This window comes from Salinisphaera sp. Q1T1-3, from assembly GCF_003602005.1.
Classification (GTDB): domain Bacteria; phylum Pseudomonadota; class Gammaproteobacteria; order Nevskiales; family Salinisphaeraceae; genus Salinisphaera.
This window is the reverse complement of the sequence record NZ_QZWD01000001.1, coordinates 310,586-332,679: the sequence shown is the minus strand read 5'-3', so window position 1 is coordinate 332,679 and position 22,094 is coordinate 310,586. Positions and strand designations below refer to the sequence as shown.

Annotated in this window: 21 protein-coding genes and 1 tRNA gene; 10 read left to right on the top strand and 12 right to left on the bottom strand. The window is 65.1% G+C overall.

The features are described from left to right. Positions 1-7: 7 nt before the first annotated feature. The 3 genes from D3260_RS01470 to D3260_RS01460 all read right to left on the bottom strand — a co-directional run bounded on the left by D3260_RS01470 (position 8) and on the right by D3260_RS01460 (position 2,802). Positions 8-94: transfer RNA gene (locus D3260_RS01470), tRNA-Leu, on the bottom strand. A 348-nt stretch (positions 95-442) separates the two neighbouring features. Then, entirely contained in the window at positions 443-1,156 is a 714-nt protein-coding gene (locus D3260_RS01465; protein WP_120096776.1) for a response regulator, read from the bottom strand. Next, a complete protein-coding gene (locus tag D3260_RS01460) occupies positions 1,153-2,802 on the bottom strand; it encodes a sensor histidine kinase (protein ID WP_120096775.1) in 1,650 nt (549 codons plus the stop codon). The genes D3260_RS01465 and D3260_RS01460 overlap by 4 nt, the downstream gene beginning before the upstream one ends. 189 nt (positions 2,803-2,991) lie before the next feature. Between D3260_RS01460 and D3260_RS01455 the strand changes: the two genes are divergently transcribed. Further along, the gene (locus D3260_RS01455) at positions 2,992-4,320 is read left to right on the top strand and encodes a 2-hydroxycarboxylate transporter family protein (RefSeq protein ID WP_120096774.1); all 1,329 of its coding nucleotides are present in this window, start codon (positions 2,992-2,994) and stop codon (positions 4,318-4,320) included. A gap of 520 nt (positions 4,321-4,840) precedes the next feature. Here D3260_RS01455 and D3260_RS01450 read toward each other — a convergent pair. The 7 genes from D3260_RS01450 to gph form a co-directional block, all read right to left on the bottom strand. Next, positions 4,841-5,527, bottom strand: a complete 687-nt coding sequence (locus D3260_RS01450; protein WP_120096773.1) for a response regulator transcription factor — start codon at positions 5,525-5,527, stop codon at positions 4,841-4,843. Positions 5,528-5,724: 197 nt separating this feature from the next. Next, complete coding sequence (locus D3260_RS01445) at positions 5,725-7,932, bottom strand: xanthine dehydrogenase family protein molybdopterin-binding subunit (protein WP_120096772.1); 2,208 nt, start codon at positions 7,930-7,932, stop codon at positions 5,725-5,727. Positions 7,933-8,059: 127 nt separating this feature from the next. Next, positions 8,060-9,055, bottom strand: coding sequence for a xanthine dehydrogenase family protein subunit M (locus D3260_RS01440; RefSeq protein WP_120096771.1), 996 nt, complete (start codon positions 9,053-9,055; stop codon positions 8,060-8,062). A 3-nt stretch (positions 9,056-9,058) separates the two neighbouring features. After that, positions 9,059-9,745: a (2Fe-2S)-binding protein gene (locus D3260_RS01435; RefSeq protein ID WP_120096770.1), complete on the bottom strand. Its 687-nt coding sequence runs from the start codon at positions 9,743-9,745 to the stop codon at positions 9,059-9,061. A 184-nt stretch (positions 9,746-9,929) separates the two neighbouring features. After that, a complete protein-coding gene (locus tag D3260_RS01430; protein ID WP_120096769.1) occupies positions 9,930-10,514 on the bottom strand; it encodes an NTP transferase domain-containing protein in 585 nt (194 codons plus the stop codon). Further along, positions 10,511-11,515, bottom strand: coding sequence for an XdhC family protein (locus D3260_RS01425; RefSeq protein ID WP_120096929.1), 1,005 nt, complete (start codon positions 11,513-11,515; stop codon positions 10,511-10,513). Before D3260_RS01425 ends, D3260_RS01430 begins: the two co-directional genes overlap by 4 nt. A gap of 328 nt (positions 11,516-11,843) precedes the next feature. Next, on the bottom strand, positions 11,844-12,539 hold the full coding sequence (gene gph / locus D3260_RS01420; protein ID WP_120096768.1) for a phosphoglycolate phosphatase: 696 nt from the start codon (positions 12,537-12,539) through the stop codon (positions 11,844-11,846). A gap of 116 nt (positions 12,540-12,655) precedes the next feature. Between gph and D3260_RS01415 the strand changes: the two genes are divergently transcribed. From D3260_RS01415 to D3260_RS01375, 9 genes are all read left to right on the top strand, one after another. Continuing rightward, on the top strand, positions 12,656-14,011 hold the full coding sequence (locus D3260_RS01415; protein WP_233543903.1) for an MATE family efflux transporter: 1,356 nt from the start codon (positions 12,656-12,658) through the stop codon (positions 14,009-14,011). A gap of 2 nt (positions 14,012-14,013) precedes the next feature. Further along, positions 14,014-14,718, top strand: coding sequence for a hypothetical protein (locus tag D3260_RS01410; protein ID WP_120096767.1), 705 nt, complete (start codon positions 14,014-14,016; stop codon positions 14,716-14,718). 124 nt (positions 14,719-14,842) lie between these two features. Continuing rightward, the gene (locus D3260_RS01405) at positions 14,843-15,406 is read left to right on the top strand and encodes a LemA family protein (RefSeq protein ID WP_370456273.1); all 564 of its coding nucleotides are present in this window, start codon (positions 14,843-14,845) and stop codon (positions 15,404-15,406) included. After that, complete coding sequence (locus D3260_RS17910) at positions 15,406-16,197, top strand: YgcG family protein (protein ID WP_255415791.1); 792 nt, start codon at positions 15,406-15,408, stop codon at positions 16,195-16,197. The genes D3260_RS01405 and D3260_RS17910 overlap by 1 nt, the downstream gene beginning before the upstream one ends. A gap of 3 nt (positions 16,198-16,200) precedes the next feature. Next, entirely contained in the window at positions 16,201-16,818 is a 618-nt protein-coding gene (locus D3260_RS01395; protein WP_120096765.1) for a TPM domain-containing protein, read from the top strand. 95 nt (positions 16,819-16,913) lie between these two features. Then, positions 16,914-17,405, top strand: a complete 492-nt coding sequence (gene purE / locus D3260_RS01390) for a 5-(carboxyamino)imidazole ribonucleotide mutase (RefSeq protein WP_120096764.1) — start codon at positions 16,914-16,916, stop codon at positions 17,403-17,405. After that, the gene (locus tag D3260_RS01385) at positions 17,402-18,568 is read left to right on the top strand and encodes a 5-(carboxyamino)imidazole ribonucleotide synthase (protein WP_120096763.1); all 1,167 of its coding nucleotides are present in this window, start codon (positions 17,402-17,404) and stop codon (positions 18,566-18,568) included. The genes purE and D3260_RS01385 overlap by 4 nt, the downstream gene beginning before the upstream one ends. Before the next feature lie 20 nt (positions 18,569-18,588). Further along, positions 18,589-19,659: an FUSC family protein gene (locus D3260_RS01380; protein ID WP_120096762.1), complete on the top strand. Its 1,071-nt coding sequence runs from the start codon at positions 18,589-18,591 to the stop codon at positions 19,657-19,659. Positions 19,660-19,787: 128 nt separating this feature from the next. Further along, complete coding sequence (locus D3260_RS01375; RefSeq protein ID WP_120096761.1) at positions 19,788-20,525, top strand: metal ABC transporter permease; 738 nt, start codon at positions 19,788-19,790, stop codon at positions 20,523-20,525. A gap of 262 nt (positions 20,526-20,787) precedes the next feature. Here the strand turns inward: D3260_RS01375 and D3260_RS01370 are convergent, their stop codons facing one another. Beyond that, entirely contained in the window at positions 20,788-21,633 is an 846-nt protein-coding gene (locus D3260_RS01370) for an N-acetylmuramoyl-L-alanine amidase (protein ID WP_120096760.1), read from the bottom strand. Continuing rightward, a complete protein-coding gene (locus D3260_RS01365; protein ID WP_120096759.1) occupies positions 21,633-22,037 on the bottom strand; it encodes an acyl-CoA thioesterase in 405 nt (134 codons plus the stop codon). Before D3260_RS01365 ends, D3260_RS01370 begins: the two co-directional genes overlap by 1 nt. Positions 22,038-22,094 lie beyond the last annotated feature (57 nt).

The following is a 22,094-nucleotide window of genomic DNA, read 5'->3' as shown; positions in this document are numbered from 1 at the left end:
GAAGGGATGGTGCCGCCGGAGGGACTTGAACCCCCATGGCCTTTCGGCCACTAGGACCTAAACCTAGCGTGTCTACCCATTCCACCACGGCGGCGACGCAGCGAATGATAAAGCATCGTCGCCGCCAGGCCCAGACACTGTGTGCCCAGGGCCGGTTGATGTTTCGTGCGAGTCCGCGCCAAACCCGCCCTGAAATTGACGATGGGCGGCAAGACGAGGCGTCGTGCGCGCCGTGCCGCCATGCTGCACCCGCGGGCTACAACGCTGGATTGCCGTCGTGTTCTTGATATTGGGGCGCTTGTCCCTTCGGGTCGGGTCGCCCATGAAAAATCGACGATGGGCGCCCGGCGGCGTTGCGAGTCTTGCAGGACACGATTTGTGGCGCCAACGCGGCGCTCGCACGAAACATCAACAGGCCCTCGCGTTGATGAAACGGGTTCGTTCAGGGCGGATCGTCCTGCAATGCGTGCAATGCCTCTGAATCGAGACAGCGATAGACAAAAGCCGGGCGGCCGACGGCGCCGTAGGCGAATTCCTCGCTCAGAAGCCCGCGCGAGACCAGATGGCGCAGATACTTGCGCAACGAGACGCGCGACATGCCCGCGGCCTCGGCGATCTCATCGGTCGAGAAGCGCATGGCGTCGTGCGCGATGATACTGCCAACGACGCGGGCCAGCGTCGGTGCGGTCAATCCCTTGGGCAGGTCATCGGCGGCGGCGGAGCGCGGCTGGGCTCGAAAGACTGCATCGAGTGCTTGTTGATCGGCGGGCCCATGCAGGCGCGCAAGCGCGCGCCGACGGCGCGTCACGGTGTCCACGGCTTCGGCGAAACGCTCGAATGCGAAGGGTTTGACGAGATAGTCCGAGACGCCGAGGCGACGCGCGGATTGGACGGTCTCGAGTTCGCTGGCCGCCGTGATCAGGATGATATCGACGCCGGGCCGATTGGCGGCGAGCCATTCGGCGATCTCCAACCCGCTGCGTCGTCCCAGATAGACATCGAGAAGGACGAGATCGACGGTATCGGCACGCAGTCGCGCCAGCGCGCTGACCGCGTCACGGCACTGGCCGACCAGCCGCGTGTCGCGCAGCCGGGCGAGATATTGTGCGTTGAGCCGGCTGACCATCGGGTCATCCTCGACGATCAGGACATTCATGTCGTATTCGGCACGTTGAATGCGCAATCGCCGGCGTAGGGCAGTACGACTTCGACGAGCGTGCCCTGGCCGGGCGTGGAGTAGAGGGCGAGCTCTCCATCGGCCGCGGTGACTTGTCGGTCGACCAGATAAAGGCCGAGACCCCGGTCCGCGCCGTGGGATGAATAGCCGCGCTGGCGACTGTGTGCGAGCGTGGCCGGATCCATGCCGTGACCATTGTCCTGAACCGCGATCGAGAGCGTGTCGGCATCGTAGGCGATTGTCAGCGCGACTTTCGGCGTATCGCGATCGGCGACCGCATCGAAGGCGTTGTCGATCAGGTTGCCCATCACACTGACCACGCGATGGATATCCTGCTCCAGACGGGCCGGCGGAATGCGATGCTCGACCTGGACCGACAGCGCCACGCCGAGCTCGTCGGCCTCGCTGTGCTTGCCCAGTACGAAACCGCCGAGCGTGGGTTCATCGATCCGTTCGGCCAGTGCCCCGGCGGTATCGATGCGCAGAGCGATCAGCGTGCGGACGTAGCGCGCCAGTGCATCGATGTCGCCGGTCTCGACCAGGCCGAGAACGACGTGCAGACGGTTCTTGGTGTCGTGCTGGGCGGCGCGCAGGGCCTGGGCATAGCGTCGGGCGCCGGTCAGTTCCTCGCCCAGACGCTGCAGCTCGGCCGTATCGCGGAATGAGATCACACAGCCGACCGGGGTCGCGGTCGCGCCCATCGCACGCAGCGTGCCGCGAAAACGTTGATCGCCGATCACGAGCGGGCCATCCACGGCTTGTGTGTCGGCGTCGCCGTGCGGACGCGGATCGGTCAGCTGTTCGCCGATCTCCGGTGCCGGCGTGCCACCACGGGCCAGCAACCGCCGCGCTGCCGGATTGATCAGGCGCAGCCGCTGTTGCATGTCGACGACGATCAGGCCTTCGTGCACGGCATCCAGCATCGCCTGATGCTCGGCCACGAGTGCCGCGATATCGTCGGGCTCCATATCCATCAGGCGCTGCTTGATCTGACGGGCGAGCAGCAGTGCGCCAGCGCCGCCGAGGCAGACGACGAGCAGCAGCCCGCCGATCAGCGTGGTTCGTGAATTGGCTTCGAGCGGGGCGAGTGCGGACAGCGTCACACCGACCGAGACCGCGCCGATAACCGCGCCGGAAGGCGCGCGCACCGGGGCGAAACCCCGCACGCTGCGTCCCAGCGTGCCCCGGGCGATGGAGACATAGTGCGAGCCGGCCAGCGCCGGCGGCTCGTCGCCGCCGCGGAAATGATGGCCGATCCGTGCCGGCTTGGTGTGCGTCAGGCGAATCGCCCGCTTGTTCATGACCACGATGAAATCGACATCGAGGCCACGGCGCAGTGATTCGATGCGGCCCTGGATCGGCGCCTGCGCATCCGGGGCAGCGCCGGCGGCAAGTGCCGAGACCACGCTCGGCAGCCGAGCGACGGTCTGGGCGATGTTCTCGACGCGCTGGCCCTGACTGCTCTGCAGGTTCTGCCAGAGCTGCTGACTGAAGAGTAGCCAGGCCACGCCCAGACTCGCAACCACCAGACCGAACGCCCAGATACCGGTCAGCCCGGCCAGCGAGATGCGACGGGTTGCGGCATGCCCGGCTCTTGCCACGTTGTCTTTAGACCAAGGTGTCATTCCAATACGGCGTTTGTTTTTTCAACACGCTTTTCGCGCTTTCTTTAATTGCAAAAGGCTTTGTCTATTTCGAAAAGCCGCCAGCCATCATGCCGGCCCTCTACTGTGCCGTAGAGACACAACAATACCGCGTCCGCCGGTCGCGCAAGCGCATCACGGCGACGATGCGGTTAACAGCGGAGGTAAGCGATGAGCGATCTGGCCCAGCAATCCCATGCCGGCGCGGACACCCCGTGGCAGGAAAGACTGCCACACGTTCGTATTTTCGGCCTCAGTCCGGTCATGTTCGGGGCGGCTGTCGCTGTCATGATCACGGCGATGGCCACCGATACGCTGCCCTCAGGCATGATCGGCGCCTTCATGGTGATCATGCTGCTCGGCGAGTTCTTCGGTTTCGTGGGCGATCGGCTGCCGGTGGTCAAGAGTTATCTCGGCGGCGGGGCGATACTGGCCATTTTCTCGGCCGCCGCGCTGGTTCATCTCGAATGGCTGCCGGCTGATGTCACCGCCAACGTCACGGAATTCATGAAGGGTGGCGGATTTCTGAATTTCTATATCGCTGCACTCATCACGGGCAGCATTCTCGGCATGCCGTCGACGATTCTGATCAAGGTCGGCAAGCGCTTTGCGCTACCGTTGATCAGCGCGGTCGCGGGCGCCTGTCTACTGGCTGCCCTGGTCGGCATGGTGCTCGGTTTTTCGCCGACCGAGGCCGTGACCGTGATCACGCTGCCCATCATGGGCGGTGGCATGGGCGCCGGCGCGGTGCCCATGAGTCAGATCTACGAGCAGCTGCTGGGCAAACCGGCCAGCTACTATATTTCCATTCTGGTGCCGGCGCTGGCGCTCGGCAACGTGTTCGCCATCATCATCGCCGGCCTGCTGGATGCCCTCGGACGACGGGTGCCGAGCCTGACCGGCAACGGCCAGATGATGCCCGGCGTGCATATCGAAAAGAACGAGTCGACGCCGACGTTGGAGACGCTCGGCATCGGTCTGGTGGCGGCACTGACGTTCTATGTGGCCGGGGCAATCCTCGGGCGCTTCATCCCATTGCATCCGTATGCATTGATGATCGTTCTGGTCGCGGCCATCAAGATCGCCGGCCTGATGCCAGCGGCGGTGAACACGGCCGCGGCACACTGGTTCCAGTTCGTCGCGCGGAACTGGACGCTGGCTCTGTTGTTCGGCATCGGCGTGGCCTATACCGATCTGGGCCAGGTCATCGATGCGATGAGCCTCACGTATGTCCTGATCGTCTTCGCGGTCGTGGCCGGGGCGGCACTCGGGGCCGGGCTCGTGGGCCGTCTGATGGGTTTCTATCCGATCGAGGCAGCGATCACGGCCGGACTCTGCATGGCCAACATGGGCGGCACGGGCGACGTGGCCGTCCTCTCGGCCGCCAACCGAATGCAGCTCATGCCGTTCGCCCAGATTTCCTCGCGCCTCGGCGGGGCGCTGATTCTGCTCATCGCCGGCATCGTCGTGCCGATGCTGGGCTCGAGCCCGACGGGCTGATCGGACGGACCGGGCAACACACGTCTTGGCTGGCGCGTACGGGCACATGCGCCTCGTATGCGCCATGACCGAAGCGACCCCAGTCGGCCTGGAGCCGTCTGGGGCCTGTTAACACGTCCCGCGTGCGCCGCGCCGGGAATCATTTTTTGCAAGACAGGGTAGCGGGCGCGTACGGCTGTCATTCTGGCGTCGCGAACGACAACGCCGGATTGCGGAAAATGACCGCCGTCCCATCGGGCGGTAACGCGGCCACGTGCGAAGTGTTAAAAGGCCCTGGGGCCTTTTGATGTTTCGTGCGAGTCCGCGCCAAGCGCTGTATTGCCGCAAAACAGCGCTTGTCCCTTTGGGTTGGGCCGCCCATGAAAAATCGACGATGGGCGCCCTGCGGCGTTGCCCGTCTGGATCGTGGCGCGCCACGATCGGCGACTCGCGCCTTGCCGGACACACGGCGGTCTCTCGACGAAAAGACGCTCGAACGACACATCGACAGACCCTAGCCTCAGGTCGCTACGGCATGTGCCTATGAAGCGCGCTGGACCGCCGCATCGAGCTGGTAACCGATCCCATGCACGGTGCGAATCATCTTGCGTGCGGTTGGGCGCTCCAGGAGCTGGCGCAGGCGGTGGATGTGTCCGCGCAGTGCGGCATCTGACTCCGGCGGTTGATCGTTCCAGATCTGTTTCTCGATCTGGGCTCGGGTCACCACGCCGGGGAAGGCGCGTACGAGCAGCTCAAGAATACGAAAGCTGATGGGCGCGAGCTCGACCGGCACCTGACCGCAATACACGCTCTGGCGTTCCAGATCCATGTGCAGGTCGCCGGCGCTCAGCTGCGATAGCGGGTCACCGCACTCGGCCACGAGTCGATGCAGGCCCTTGAGCAGCAGCGTCGGATCGTCTTCGGCCCGGAACACGGCACTGCGCATGCGTTCGCCGCGGCAATGACACAACAGCTCGTGCCGTGCCGCCAGTGCCAGTACCGGCGTGTCGCGTCTTGCCGCATCGCGCAGCCGTTCGGTAAAACACTGTGCGTCGCCGCATTTGGGCAGGGTCGCATCCAGCAGTATGGCGTCGTAGCGATTCATTTCGCACAACCGGATGGCCAGCGGCACATCGTCTGCGAAATCAGGCTCGTCGCCCGCTGATTCGAGCGCATCGCCGATATGCATCGCCAGTTGAGGATCGTCTTCGATAATCAGTACATGCATGGCCTTTTCCGCAGGCGCGTTGTTTTCCGAGTCGTTATTTCCCTATGTGACAATCCTCATTCGTAAAGGTTTAATCCGCGGCAAAAAAAATCGCACATGAAAACGAACGGCCGGTCGGGACGCGAAGCACCGGTCTGTGACCGCGCATGAAAAAGGCGGCCTCGAAGGCCGCCTCGCAACGCACATCCGCTGTGTGTTCAGGTGCGCATCAGATCCTCGATACGGATGGGCAGGTCGCGGACGCGCTTGCCGGTCGCATGGTAGACGGCGTTGGCCACGGCCGCTGCCATGCCCGTGATGCCGATTTCCCCAATACCACGCACGCCGAGTTCGTTGAGCTTGTAGTCCGGATAATCCAGCAACACGACATCGATGCTCTCCGGGCTGTCCGCGTGGGTCGGCACGACGTATTCAGCGTAGTTGTTGTTGACCGGCATGCCGCTGCGGTGGTCGTACTCGGTAGCCTCGAACAACGCCATGCCGATACCCATCTCGATCGCGCCCTCGACCTGGTTGGTCGCGGTCTTTTCGTTGACGATCTGGCCGACATCGATGGCGCTGACCACCCGATGCACGCGCAGACGCGAGATGCCGGGATCCCAACCGATCTCGACGAAGTGGGCACCGAAGGAACGATACGAATAGCCGTCCTTTTTCTCGTCGCCACCGGTATAGGCTTCACCGAAGGCTTCGGCCAGCCGTTGGCCCTTGAGTACGGCGGTGTAATCGGTTGATTCACCGCCCTCGAGCGAGAGCGTGCCGTTATCGAAGGACAGCTTGTCGGTCGAGGCATCGGCGTAGGTTGCACCGTCCTGCGTGGCAAACCCCTTGAGCTGATCGACAGCCTTCCTGGCTGCGTTCTGGACGGCCGGCAAGGCCGAAGCCGAGGCCCAGGAGCCGCCCGAGATCGGCCCGCTAGGATAGGCGCTGTCGCCGATTTCCACGTCGATGCGATCCAGCGGCAGGCCGGTGATGTCGGCCACGGTCTGGGCAATGATCGTATACGTGCCCGTGCCGATGTCCTGGGTGGCGCAGGACACCATCGCCCGGCCATCGGCACGCAGCGCCACCCGGGCATGACTGGACTGGCGCAGTGCATCCCAGTTGCAGGCCGCCATGCCCCAGCCGAGGATTTCCGTGCCGTTGCGCATCGAGCCGATTTCGGGATCGCGCTTCGACCAACCGAATTTCTCGGCGCCGCGATCGTAGGCCTCCATCAGATGGATGCTGGAAAAGGGCTTGTCCTGGCTGCCGTCGCGCTCGGTATAGTTCTTCTTCCGGAATGCCAGCGGGTCCATGTTCAGGGCTTCGGCCATCTCGTCGATCGCCGATTCCAGCGCGAACAGACCCGGGGCGGCGCCCGGGGCGCGCATCGATGTCGGCGTACCCTGGTTGACCTGGGCCGTTCCTTCGGTGACACGGACGTTGTCGCAGCCGTACAGACTGCTCGTACAGACCCCGCAGGTCTCGACGTAGCGATTCACGAACGACGTCGAGTTCACGGAATCGTGGCTGATCGATACCAGCTTGCCGTCGTCGTCGGTCGCCAGACGCAGTTTCTGTTGCGTCGCCGGTCGATGGCCCGTCGTCGTGAACATCTGATGGCGGGGCACCATCAACTGCACGGGGCGCCCGAGCTCGCGTGAGGCGGCCGTGGCACAGACCGCGTGCGGCCAGATCCAGAGCTTGCTGCCGAAGCCGGAACCGATATAAGGCGACCGGGCATCGATGCGTGCCGGATTGATGCCGAAGATGGCCGCAATCGTGTTCTTGGCGAACACCACCCCCTGGCTGGCCTCGTAGAACGTCAGATCGCCGTCGTTCCAGGACGCCGTGGTCGCGTGCATCTCCATCGGATTATGCGTTTCGACCGGGGTGGTATAGGTGGCCTCGATCTTGTGCGGGGCCGATTGGTAGGCGCCGTCGGGATTGCCGCGCTCGTGTTGGTTCTTCTCGGACGGTTTCGAGCCGTTCTTCTGCAGCGCCTGGGAAAGACTCGTGACCGGTTCGCTCGGCGTGTACTGGACATCGACGTAATGCGCGGCATCCCGGGCGTTTTCGAACGTGTCGGCCACTACAAGCGCCACGAACTGGCCGCCGTAGTAGATCGTGTCGTCCTCGAAGGGCAGCCGGGTCTCGTCGACCTTGGTCTGGCTGGCGAAACTCGAAGGCGAGCGATGCAGATGCGGGAAATTGCCGTGATGAAAGATCTCGATCACGCCCGGCTGCTGCCTGGCCTTGGAGACGTCGATCGAGGCGATCTTGCCGGCGGCAATGGTCGAGAACACGCCGTAGGCATAGGCCATGTTCGCCGGGAAATGATCGGCCGCATAGCGTGCCTGACCGGACAGCTTGGCCGGGCCGTCGACGCGCGGCTTGGCCGCGCCGATGATGCTCTGGCTCATGAAAAGGCTCCCGTGGGGTCTGTTGATGCTCCGTACCAGACCGTGCGGAGATTGATGGGGACACAGGGGGCGACGTCTGTCGTCGTGCGCACGCCCGACAAGACGAGGCGGGCCGTGGATTGCGTGATCACGATGCCTGCGGGCCCGTGACCGTCGTCAGGGCCCGTACGATCGCCTGCTTGCCGAGCGGCACCTTGAAGGCATTGGATTCCGTCGGGCGCGCGCCCTTGAACGCGATCTCGGCGACCCTGGCGAACGTGTCTTCGCTGGCTGGCTGGCCGATGAGCGCCTTTTCGGCATCGGCTGCGCGCCACGGCTTGGTGCCGACGCCACCGAGTGCGATGCGGGCATCGCGGATGGTGTTGCCATCGGTGGCCACGATCACGCCGGCCGAGGCGAGCGCGAATTGATACGAGGCACGATCGCGCAGCTTGAGATAATGAGAGCCGGCCCCCTGAAGCGGCGCATCGAGCGTGACGTGCGTGATCATCTCGCCGGGCTCGAGCGCATGCTCCTGCGCCGGCGTATCGCCCGGCAGAAGATGGAAGTCGAGGAAATCGATATCACGCTCGCCCTGTGGGCCGTTGACGGTCACATACCCCCCGATCGCGGCCATGGCGACACACATGTCGGAGGGATGGGCCACGATGCAGTGATCGGATACGCCGAGCACCGCGAACACGGCACGGCTCTTGCCGCCGATCGCCGAACAGCCGGAGCCCGGTTCACGCTTGTTGCAAGGCGAGACGTTGTCGCGGAAATAGGAACAGCGACAGCGTTGCATGATGTTGCCGCCGGTCGTGGCCTTGTTGCGGATGCCTGTTGCGGCGCCGGCGAGAATCGCCTCGGACAACACCGGGTAGTGCTCCTGGACCAGCGGGTGGTAGGCCAGGTCGGTATTGGTCACGTTGGTGCCGATACGCAACCTGCCGTCGCTCGTGCGCTCGACCTGGTCGAGACCGGTCTTGCGCACGTCGACCAGATGCCCCGGTCGCATCACTTCAAGCTTGGCCAGGTCGAGCAACGTTGTGCCGCCTGCGATATAGGCCGCGTCCTGGCCCTGGGCGTGCGCCTTGACGGCCGCACCGACCGAGCCTGCCTGCGTATAGGAAAAATCGCGCATGGATCAGGCCCCCTGAAGCTTGCCGCGTGCCTGGGCGATCGCGGCTTCGATGTTCTTGTAGGCACCGCAACGGCACAGATTGCCGCTCATGGCCTGGCGCAGTTCGTCGCCGGAGGTGCCGATTCGCTTGTCCTTGAGGATATAGGCGGCGGTCATCATCTGGCCGGATGTACAGTAGCCGCACTGATAGCCGTCGGCTTGCCAGAAGGCCTGTTGCAGATCGCCGAGATCCTCGGCGCTGCCGAGGCCTTCGACGGTGGTGATCTCGTCGCCGTCGTGCATGACGGCCAGGCTCAGGCAGGAATTTATCACGGTGCCATTGACGTGCACGTTGCAAGCCCCGCACTGACCGTGGTCGCAGCCTTTCTTGGTACCCGACATTTCGAGATTCTGTCGGATCGCATCGAGCAGCACGGTGTTGGGTGTGACATCGACCTGCTTCATCTGGCCGTTGATCTTGAAGGTCACGCGCTGTTTGCCAGCGCCCGGTGCGTCGGCGTCTGTCTCGTCGGCGTGCTTGTCGCCGGCGGCAAAGGCACTGCCAAAGCCGGTGCTGGCGGCGCCGGCAGCCAGGCTCGACAGGCCGATATTGCGCATGAAGCGTCGTCGCGACGGCGAATGCTCGCGACCGGTGCCGGCGGCCTTGGCCTCGTCCGTCGGCCGCTTGGCGTCGTCGTGGTCGTCTTTCATTGAATGCCTCTCCATCGGGCGGCAGTCGCCGCCTTGAAGTCGCCATTGGGTTAGGAGAATTACACCTTTACGAGTGCACGGGAGACCGTCAACAAGACAGCACGACCGCGTTATGCACTCGGGTAATCAACGCGCGGTGCGCGTTGCGTCGGCCGGCCGATCGTTCGGTCGCGCGGTGAACGCCTCAGTTGCGAGTGCGTATCATTTGGCGGGTGTCGATATCGTCCGCCGACGTGCTACTGCATGGCATGTGCACGAATTGTGTGTGTCCAAGCGCGGCGAGTCCGGCGCGCAGACCGGCATCGTCGGCGCCCGATCGTGCGGGTATCGCGGCGCGCGCCACACGGACCGGATGGCCAGGGCCCCGGTCGCCGTCGGTCCGAGCTGCCAGCGCCCCGTGGCGACAGGCGCGCGCCAGAGCAGTCAGACAGTGCCGTGAGACCGTCGGGATGTCGCCCAGATGAATCAACAGCGCGCTGTCCAGACGCGGTGCCGCGCGGAGCCCGTGACCGAGCGAATGGGCGAGTCCGGCGCGCGGGCAGGGATTGCGCACGATGCGCAGACGGCGCGATATCAGTCCATGGCGTGCCAGGGTAGCGATGAGGCGCCGTGACTGATAGCCGACGACAAGGGTCACCGGCCCGCGGGTCGCCTGCAGCACGCGGGCCACGGTGATCACGATCAACGGCCGGGCGGGCGCTTGGGCAAGCAGCTTGTTGGCCGGACCAAACCGACGCGAGGCGCCGGCGGCCAGCACGATCGTGTTCATGCGAATGCAGCGATCGGGCAGGCCCTCGGCCGGGCGGCGACCACGCGGGCCACGATCGACAGGGCGATTTCGCGCGGATTGGTGGCAGCCATGTCGATACCGGCCGGCATGTCGATCCGCGCGATCTCGGATTCGGGGACGCCGCGCGCGATCAGGCGGGCCCGGCGCTCGTCGGCCTTGCGTCGGCTGCCGAGTACGCCAAGCCGAAAGGCCGGAGAGGCCAGGCCGTGCAAGAGCACGCTTTCGTCATCGTCGATGTCGTGCGTAAGGCTGTAAATGGCCGTGGCCTGATCGCAGACCACGGCCGGCAACGCAGTGGCCAGCGCTCGTGTGTCATAGAAGGCCAGCCGCACACCGGGCGGCGGCGCGCTCGGGCCATAGGGGCGCAACAGGCCCACTTCCAGTCCAAGTTGCTCGGCAAGCTGGGCCACCGCCAGGGTGATCGGATCGCCGCCGACGAGCACCAGCCGTGCCATTGCCGGATAGTGTTGACGAAACACCCCGGTGCGCGGCCCGGGGGCCTCGGCCGCCACCGCATGTTCGCTGCCGTGTTCCAGATCGATATCGAGCCAGCAATCACGGCGTGCGCGGCGTTCGGCGCGCCGATGAGCGACATGACGGCCGAGATCGTCCAGGCGCCGGACAAGGATGGCGATCCGCCCGCCGCAGGTCAGCTGCACGTCCAGCACCGGGCTGCCTGCGCCGTAGTCGAGTAGCTTCGGGCGGCCGCTGCTGATCACCTCGCCGGCTTCCGCGGCGACCGCGCCCTCGACGCAGCCGCCCGAGACATAGCCGGCGATCCGGCCATCCGCGGTGACCGCCATTTCGCTACCGAGCGGTCGCGGTGATGATCCGACGATCTGCACGAGGGTGGCCAGGGCGGCGGTGGTCACGCCCGACCGCTGCCAGGCTTCGAGCCGGGGCAGCAGGTCGTCTTCGAGGCCGTAGGTCGGCCAGGCTGGCCAATCGACGGTCGTCGGTGTACTGAGAACGCTATTCACGGTCACAAGCTTAGCGTGCGACAACCCTTTGTGTGCAACCTAAGGAACCTCTGATCTATTCATCCACGGTCGCGTTTGAGTCGCCAAAGGCCACGATACAAGGCGCATGGCGCCGCGTCATAGCCACGCCATGATCCAGCCATGCAACGCCGTAGCGCGGCCTTTTGGGCCAAACCGCTTGGCGGCCGGGCTTTTGCGCGCGCCTGAGCGGCGTTGCCGCTCGCTCATTTGCATTCAGCAAACGGCGCTCGCGGCGTCTTGTCAGACGCGCGCAAAAGACACCGGCGCGACCGTGGATGAATAGATCAGAGGTTCCCTAAATGCCGGATCAGGACGGGGTCCGTCGGGCTGTGGCCAGCGTCTTGCATACCGCCGGCCACTCCTGCCAGGTGTCCAGCACCGCATCCGGGCCGAGCTCGGCGACGTCGTTTCCGGCATAGCCGAAGCGGGTCAGCACAACGGGCAGGCACGCGGCACGCGCCGCCTCGCGGTCCACGGCCATGTCGCCGACGTAGATGGCTGCCTCGCGGTCCGAGCCCAGCGCGGCGAGACAGGCGAGCAGCGGTTCCGGGTCCGGCTTGAGCTGATACGTGCCTGCGCCGATCAGTACATCGATACGGGATTCGAGCGCGAGTCCCGCCAGCACGCGTTCGGCGATCGCCTGTGGCTTGTTGGTGCAGATCGCCAGGCGACAGCCTTGTTGCCTGGCGGCATCCAGCATCTCGAGGGCGCCGTCGTAGCACACGGTATGCGTGCAGGGGGCATCGGCATATGCGGCATGGAAATCATGCAGACGTGCCTCGAGCGTGGCTGCATCGAGGCTGCGATCGCGCGCCGCCAGAACGCGTTCGAGCAGCCGGGCGGCGCCGTCACCAATGTAATCACGAACTTCGTCGGGCTCGACCGTGATGTCGTCTGCGGAGAGCGCGCGACTGACGGCGGCCGCGATATCCGGCGCGCTGTCGATCAGCGTGCCGTCGAGATCGAAGATGATGGCTGCAGGCCAGGGGGCGTTCGCGTTCATGGCGAGCTCGGTTCTCGTGAAGACCGGCACAGTCTATCGGCTCGTGCGGACCCGTGGGCCGCTTGGGGCATGGCGTAGACTCTCGCACATCATTTCGCCGGCAATGGCACCGTCACGTGTCGGATTCCGCACACACCCCGTCGCTCTGGCCGCTGCGCCGTCAACTGTTTCACCAGACGTGGCCGATGGCGATCGGCATTCTGTCGCTGCTCGGTTTCCAGCTTGTCGATGCGGCCTTCGTTTCGCGTCTGGGAACCCAGCCCCTGGCCGCGCAATCGTTCACGTTTCCGGTCACGTTCCTGATGATCGGTATCCAGGTCGGTCTCGGTATCGCGATCGCCGCGCTCATTTCGCGCGCGATCGGCGCCGGTGAAATCGCGCGATCGCGCCGGCTCGGCTCGCTCGTGTTGTTCGGCGGGAGCATGGCGTTGGGCGTTCTGGCGGTTCTGCTGTGGTTCACCCATGCCCCAATCTTCAGCCGGCTCGGCGCCAACGCCGACACGCTGTCGCGTATCTCGCCGTACTGGGCGATCCAGCTGGTGGCGAACTGGCTCGCCGCGCTCCTGTATTTCGGCTATACGCTGTTCCGCGCGCACAACAACACGCGTCTGCCGGGCCTGCTCATGATGCTCACGAGTCTGCTCAACCTGGTGCTCGATCCGATCTTCATCTTCGGTTTTGGCCCGATCCCGGGACTGGGGCTGCCCGGCGCGGCGGTCGCGACCGTGCTCGCGTTTCTCGTGGGGCTGGTTGTTCTCGTGTGGCGGCTGTCGCAAGAAGACTGGCTGGCCCGGCACGGCCTGGGGGCCGAGATCAAGCGCTCGACGGGGCCGTTCGCGGTGATCGCCGGGCCGGCGATGATCAGCCAGCTCATGCCGCCGCTGGCGGCGATGGCCGCCACGGGCCTGATCGCCTCGCTCGGCGATTCAGCGGTCGCCGCCTGGGGGCTGGCAAGCCGGCTGGAGACCATGTCCCTGATGCTCGTGCTCGGTCTGACGATGTCGCTGCCGCCGTGGCTGGGGCATTGCTATGGGGGCGGCGACTGGGGACGGATTCGGGCACTGACCTATATCGCCTTTCAGGCCGCGCTCGTCTGGCAGCTGGTCTTCGGCCTGGTCATGGCCCTGGCAGCGCCCTGGGTCGCGGCCGGCCTGGCCGGCGCGCCCGCGGTCCAGCAGGGGCTGACCGCGCTGATCCGGTTCATGTTGCCCAGCTATGCGCTGCTCGGGATCTGCATGCTTGTCGTTTCGGCCTCCAATGCGCTCAACTGGCCGGTCCGCGGGATGCTGATTTCTTTCGCCCGGTTGTTCGTCTGCTATCTGCCCTGTGTCGCGATCGGCGTCTGGGCCGGCAGCATGACGAGCGTGGGCATGGGCGCGCTGACCGGCAATCTGCTGGCCGGCATCATGGCCTGGGCGGTGTTTCGTCGGAGCCTGGCGCAGGCCTCGCCCGACACGACCATCTCGGTGTAGCGATGGCCGAGTACGACGATACGATCGCCCCCGTGCCGCTGCCCAGACGACATGCCACGCGGCTGCGTCATTACTGGCGCAGTCAGGGCTGGGCCTGTCATGACAATATCGATCTTGACCTGTTGCGCTGGGGGCTCATCGTGGAATATCCCGAGCGCGAGATCGCCAGCCGATTCGAACTGAGTGCCGGTGGGCGCGATGCCCTGACGGCCGGACTGCAGGCCAATCGCGCGGCTCGGGCGGCGCATGCCCGGAGCGTGGCGGCCACCGCCCGGCACCTGGTCGATGGCGGCCGGCTCGTTTTCACCGAGCTGTCGATTCGCACGATCCACGAAGACAAATGGCGGACCTGCCGGCCCGATGTGCTGTCGCTCGTACCGGGGCTGCGTGCCGATCATCTGGTACCGCAGGTCCATGAGATCAAGGTTCGCCGGTCCGATCTGCTCGGCGAGCTGCGCCATGCCAAGATCGAGCGTTATCGCGAACTGGCCGCGGGCATCTATTTCGTGTTGGCTGATGACATCGCCGATGTCAGCGAGATTCCCGATGCCTACGGCGTGGCCTTTCATCATCCGAACCACGGATATCGCATCGCACGCTCTGCGCCGATCGGCGACTATCAGCTGGAAACACGCCACTGGATGGCCCTGGCCAAGGCGCGGCCGTTCGCCGAGCCGCCGCCGGAATCGCCGCAGCTGGCGTTCTGAGTGCTGCATGGGGCTCGCGTCCGCGGGGGCAGTGGCTCTAACATCAAGCCTTCGATAACCCAAGGACCGAGCGCCCATGCGTACAAGCCTCGTTCGTCGTGCCGTGCCGATACGCCCGGTAGTGATGCTGATTCTACTCGCCATGCTGGCCGGTTGCGGCGTCAACCAGATTCCCAAGGACAATCAGGCGGTCAAGGCGGCCTGGTCCCAGGTACAGAACGAGTACCAGCGTCGGGCGGATCTGGTGCCCAACCTCGTGGCGACGGTCAAGGGCTATGCCGCGCATGAAAAGGAGACGCTGACATCCGTCGTCGAGGCCCGCTCGCGGGCGACGGCCATCAATGTGGACGCGGACACGCTCGATCAGCCGCACAAGATGCAGCAATACATCGATGCCCAGGAACAGTTGACCGGTGCGCTATCGCATCTGCTGGCGATTTCGGAGCGGTATCCCGATCTCAAATCCAGCGAGAACTTTCTGACACTGCAATCCCAGCTCGAAGGCACCGAAAACCGGATTGCTGTCGCGCGACGGGATTACATCCAGGCTGTCCAGGCCTACAACACGGAACTCGTCACGTTTCCGGGCCGTTTCTGGCACTGGCTGCTCTACGGTGACATGACACAGCACGCCAATTTCGAAGCCACGACCGCTGGCGCCGCCGAGGCACCGCAGGTCCAGTTCTGATGAAGACACGCCTGATGGGATGCGCCGTTGTTCGCTACGGCCGGGTGATGCTGCTGGCGCTGCTGCTCGTGCAGGCCGCGGCGGCGGCACCGGATCTGCCGGCGCTGACCGGGCGCGTGGTCGACAAGGCCGACATGCTCTCGCCAGCGGCCGAACAGCGCCTCACCGACATGCTCGCCGGTCTGGAGCAGACCAATGGCGATCAGGTCGTGGTCGTGACCGTGCCGGATCTGGGGGATACGTCGATCGTCGATTACGGCGTGCAGCTCGGCCGGGCCTGGGGCATCGGCCAGAAGGCCAAGGACAACGGGGCACTGCTGCTCATCGCGAAGAAGCAGCGCGCGATCCGTATCGAGGTCGGGTACGGTCTGGAAGGCCAGCTCACCGATGCGCGTTCGTCGATGATCGTGCGCCGTATCATACGGCCAGCGTTTCGCCAGAACGACTATGACGGCGGCGTGATCGCCGGCACGGCGGCCATCGTCAAAACGCTCGGTGGCAATCCCGGGACCGGTCAGGGCACCTCGCAGGGCCATACTGCGCCAACCCCGCATCACGGCCCCTCGATGATGCATACGTTTCTCTGGCTCGGTCTGATGATCGGCATCGCCGGCGTTTTCGGCTCCGGCATGGGCGGGCTGTTCAACGGCCGCGGCCGTCGACGGCGTCGGCGCGGCGCGCCCTGGATCATGCCCACCGGTGGCGGTGGCTCTGGCGGTCTCGGCGGCGGCGGCGGCTTTTCCGGCGGGGGCGGCAGCTTTGGCGGCGGCGGCGCTTCAGGAGGCTGGTAGACAATGACGCTATTCGATACCAATGCGCGCGAGCGCATCGCCGCGGCGATCACCGAGATCGAGCGGCACACGGACGCCGAGGTGGTCACAGTCACCACGGCGGCTGCCGATGACTATCGCTGGATCGGCCTGCTCTGGGCCGCTTTGATCGCGCTCGTGCTCCCCGGGGTGGTCGTTTTCTTTCCCGCGTTTGTCGATACGCGCACGCTGATTCTGGTGCAGTGGGCGGTCTTCGTCGGTCTCGGGCTGATCTTTCGCCATCCGCGGATCGCGCCGCGACTGGTGCCGCGTGGCGTGCGTCACGTGCGTGCCGCGGCCCTCGCGCGCAGCCAGTTTCTGGCGCAGAATCTGCATCGGACGGCAGCAGCCACGGGTGTGCTCGTCTTCGTGGCCGAAGCCGAGCGCTATGTCGAGATTCTGGTGGACCACGGTATCGCCGAACGGGTCGACGATACAGCCTGGCAGGACATCACGCAGGCGTTTGTTGCCCGCGTGCGTGCCGGTGAAACCGAGGCCGGCTTCCTTGAATGCATTCAGGCCTGTGGCACGCAGCTGGCCGAGGCTGTCCCGGCCACCAGGGCACGCAACGAGTTGCCCAATCGGCTCGTGGTGCTCGAATGAGGCGGCTCGCGTATCAGTCTTTTGTCGCAGCCGCCGCCAGAATGCGGCGCGCTTGCTAAACTACGCCGCTTTTTAGCGACCCGAAGGGGACGAGAATGCGTACGGAAAGCCCGCTCGTCGGCGTGATCATGGGCAGTTCCTCTGATTGGGACACCATGAACCACGCGCACGAGATGCTCGAGCAATTCGATATTCCGCACGAATGCGAGATCGTCTCGGCCCATCGCACGCCGGACAAGATGCGCGACTACGCGCATGCCGCCGAATCACGCGGGCTGGAAGTCATCATCGCCGGCGCCGGGGGGGCTGCGCATCTGCCGGGCATGGTCGCGGCCCAGACGCTGGTTCCGGTGCTCGGCGTGCCCGTCAAGAGTCGTGCGCTCAACGGGCTGGATTCGCTGCTGTCGATCGTGCAGATGCCGGGTGGCGTGCCCACGGCCACCTTCGCCATTGGTGACTCCGGCGCACGCAACGCCGCACTATTCGCCATTGCGCAACTGGCCACCACGCGTCCGGCGCTGCGTCAGCGGCTGTCCGATTTTCGTACCGAGCAGGCCGCCAAGGTCGAAGGACAGTCACTGACATGAGCCGAATCGAACACGACACGATCCGGCCCGGGGCGACGATCGGGGTGCTGGGCAGCGGCCAGCTCGGTCGCATGCTGGGCCTGTCCGCGCGTCGGATGGGCTATCGCCTGGCCACGCTGTCGCCGGGGCGTGATACGCCCATGGGCCAGATCGCCGACCTCGAGATGGTGGCCGACTACATGGATCTGGATGCGGTGGCCGACTTCGCCGCGCGGGTCGATGTGGTCACCTTCGAATTCGAGAACGTGCCGTTCGAGGCCGCGGCGACCGCCGCCGAGCGGGTGCCGGTGCGCCCCGGCGGGCGAGTGCTGCACGTGGCCCAGCATCGTCGTCGAGAAAAGGATTTCCTGCACGAGGCGGGTTTTCCCACGGCGCCTTTCGAGCACGTGCCCGACCGGGCCACGCTCGACGCCGCCATCGCGCGACTGGGCACGCCTTGTGTTCTCAAGACCGCGGGTTTCGGTTATGACGGCAAGGGACAGGCCGTGATCCGCGCGCCCGAGGAAGCCGATGCCGCCTGGCAGTCGATCGGTCAGGGCGAGGCCGTACTCGAAGGGTTCGTGGATTTCGCGTGTGAAGTCTCTGTCGTCGCCGCTCGCGGCCTCGACGGCGCGTTCGCCCATTACGGCGTGACCGAGAACCGTCATCGCGATCACATCCTGGATGTCTCGATTCCCGATGCCGAGCTCGATCCGGCGGTGAGCGCGCGCGCCATCGAGATCGCGCACGGCGTGCTCGAGGCGCTGAATGTGGTCGGCGTGCTGTGTGTCGAGTTCTTCATCGGTCGTGATGGGTCGGTGGTGGTCAACGAGCTGGCGCCGCGGCCCCACAATTCCGGTCATTTTTCCTTCGATGCTTGCGTGACCGGGCAGTTCGAGCAGCAGCTGCGCAGCGTCTGCGGCCTGCCGCTGGGCAACACGCAACGTCTTCGCCCGTCGGCGATGGTCAACCTGCTCGGGGAGCTGTGGTCGGCCGGTGAGCCGGATTGGGCGCGCGTGCTCGACGATCCGGATCTCAAGCTTCATCTGTACGGCAAGCAGGCAGCGCGCCCGGGCCGGAAGATGGGACACATGACCGTGTTCGGCGCGGACCGCGAAGACGCCGCCGCCAGAGCCATTGCGGCACGTGAAAAGCTGGCCGGAGCGGCTGCGGGCACCCGTTGATCGCACGTCTGCGGCGCGCGATGCGTCGACTCGGACGCCGCACACCGACCAGCTATTTCTGGCATCTGCTCGGTTCGCCGTATTTTCGCTACCTCAACGCGCGCTATCTGCACGCGATCCGGGTCGGGGTGGCGGTCGCCGCATCCATCGGGCTCACCGCCGGCCTCGGTATTCCGCACGGGTTCTGGGCCTCGGTGACGCTACTCGTGGTCATTGGTGGCCTGCAGCATCACGGCAATATCCGTCGCAAGGCCTTCGAGCGCGGCGTGGCCACGGGCATCGGCGCCGTGCTAGGGCTGGCGCTCATCGGGCAACACGCGTTGCTCGGCTCGAACCTGCTGACCTATGCGCTCGCCTCCATCATGGCCGGTGTCTGTGCCTATCACGCGATCGGTCGAGCCGGCTATATCGCCCTGTTGACCGCCATCACGCTGGTGATCGTGGCGGGCAACGGCAGCAATCCGATCGATGTCGGTCTCTGGCGGGCGGCCAACGTGGCCATCGGAACGGTGCTCGCGCTGCTGTTTTCGTTCGCGCTTCCGCTCTATGCCACCTACGACTGGCGATTCCGGCTGGCCGACAATCTGCGCGAGTGCGCCCGTCTGTATCCACGCGTGATGATCGGTACCGCGCTGTCGGCCTCGGAACAGGTCACGGCGTTCGCACGTCTGTCGCAGCGGCTGGTGGTGATGCGCTCGCTCATCTACCCGGTCTCGCGGGAACTCGGCGTCGATGCCGCGCGGCTGGAAGAGATCCAGCGTCTGCATCGCTCGATCCTGTGTGGGCTCGAAATTCTGGCCGCGGCCAACGATGGGCGCGACGATGCGCCGCACTGGGGCGATACGCATGAGCTGCTCGGCATACGACGCTCCGTGCTTCGGCGCCTGTTGCTGGCGATGTCGCGTGCCCTGCGTTCGGGAGATACTCGCCGACTGGGACTGCTGGTGGCCCGACATCGGCCGGATGCGCCCGGCCCCGCGCCCGACCGGGCGCTGGCCTATCACATGCAGGGCAGCTACTGGCTCGCCCAACGACTGGCCGAGCAGGTCCACGCGCTGGCCGATGAAATCGCGCGTCTACAGTTGCGATAGTCGAGACCGGCACGCCGGCTGGCGTCGGTCGCCCGACGTGTTACTTTAGCGATACGGCAATCAACTAAGAGTTGCGTCATATCATGAGAAAAAAAGTAGCGCGCAATTATATTGTTTCGGCGTGCGCTGTGTCACTGGCAACCGCGTTCACTGTGCTGCCGGCCTTCGCGGCCGATACGGCGTCCCAGACCCAGCATCTTCGCGGGGTGATCACGGCCAGCACGAAGCAGAGCGTCAAACTCAAGACCGATAACGGCCAGGTTCGGACCGTGGCTCTGACCGCCGATACCGGGGTAGCCACGGCCGTGCCGGGTGATCTCGACCACATCGAGCAGGGCACATTCATCGGCACGGCCAACGTCGAGCGCGGCGGCCAACATCAGGCGCTGGAGATGGTGATCTTTCCGCCCAGCATGAAAGGGACCGGACTCGGCGATTATGGCTGGGATCTGTCGCCTGCCGAGGCCGGACAGGGAAACGGCTCGATGACCGCAGGCTCGAGCATGACCAATGGCACAGTACAATCGAAGTCGAGCGGCTCGATGACCGCCGGATCGTCCATGACAAACGGCACCGTCGAATCGAAATCCGGCGGCGCGATGAGCGCCGGTTCCAGCATGACCAACGGCACCGTGAAGCATACGAACAGCGGCGGCGACACGATCACGCTGAAAGTGGATTACGGCCAGGGCACCAAGACCATCGTCGTGCCGCGGGATGTGCCGACGGTCAAGGTTGCCCCGGGCGCGGTCCCGGATCTGAAAACGGGGGCACATGCCTTCGCGATAGTCACAAGCAACGCGGACGGCCGTTTGACGGCCAAGAAAGTGATCGTCGGCAAGAACGGCACTGTGCCGCCGATGTAGACAGCGGTTTCGAGCGCTGCTCGACGACAAAGCGGCGCCTCGGCGCCGCTTTTTTCATGCCGGAGCCCGTGGCCAGGGCCTGTTAACACGTCCCGCGTGCGCCGCGCCGGCGCGCATTTTTTGCAAGACAAGGCATCGGGCGCGTACGGCCGTCATTCTGGCCTCGCGAACGACCACGCCGGATGGCACAAAAATGACCGTCGTCCCGTCGTGTTGCGCCCAAAAACCGGCCACGCGGCTACGTGCGAAGTGTTAACACGCCCTAGCGATACTGGTCGTCGAGTGCCCAGAGCCGGGCCAGCGTGTCAATATCGGGCGTGCCGTCATACCGGCTGGGCCGGAAATGCATCTGGAAGGCGCGCAGCACCTGACGTGTTCGCGCGTCCATCACGCCGGTTACGTCCAGATCGTAGCCGTAATGCGCAAGCCGCGACTGCATGGCGCGGACGTCGGGTCGCTGGCTTGCGAACAGGCGGCGATAGCGCGCCACGCGTTGCGCATCCGGCCAGGCGCCAACCCCGGCGCGATGCAGGGCCTGCCAGGGAAATGCCGGGCCGGGGTCGATCTTGCGGCCCGGCGCGATGTCCGAATGGGCTACCACGTTGGCCGGATCGATATCGTATCGATTGATGATGTCTCGAGCGAGAGCGGTAACTGCGGCGATCTGCTGCGCATCGAACGGGTGCCATCGATCCAGGCGTTGTCGATCGTACGGGCCCTGATTGACGATCTCGATGCCGATCGATGAATCATTGATCTGGTGTCGGCCGGCCCAGCTCGACACTCCGGCGTGCCAGGCCCGTTCGTTTTCCGGAACCAGCTGACGCACGATCGGAGCGCCGCCGCGGGTGGCTGGTGTTTGCCCGACCAGATAATGTGCGCTGACGCGCGGGCCGGTGAGGACTTTGAGCGACCGGGGGCCGTCGCTGTCGGTGTAATGCAGCACCAGAAACCGCACGCGATGGTTGTAGGCTGTGGCCGCCACGCTCTGGTCGGCCCAGTAACCGGCACGCGGCTTGAGCGTGGCCGGCGCGCCGCAGGCCGAGAGCAGGGCGCACACGAGGCCGAGCAGGGCGAGACGTCGCAGGCCCGAGGCAAGACGCGGCATCAATCGGGTTTTTCCGGATCGCCGAAGCGATCACGACCGTAGGTGATCTGGGTCTTGCCGTGGGGTTGGGGCTTGCCGTTCTCGTCGACTGCCACAAAGACCAGTTCTTCGATGGTCAGGATCGACTTGCGCGAGATCATGTTGCGCACGGCGGCGTGCATGGTGATGGACGTGCGGCCGAATTTCGTGGCCTCGATGCCGAGCTCGATGATGTCCGACTGGACCGCGCTGGAAACGAAATTGATTTCCGAGATGTACTTCGTGACGATACGCGGGTTGTCGAGCTGGATGATGGCGTAGATCGCTGCTTCCTCGTCGATCCAGCGCAGCAGGCTACCGCCGAACAGCGTGCCGTTGGGGTTCAGGTCCTCGGGCTTGATCCACTTGCGCGTATGAAAATTCATGTTGGCTCGGTGTGAAATCACCCAAGCCTAGCCCAAGCGTGGCCCCGCGTCAGTGCC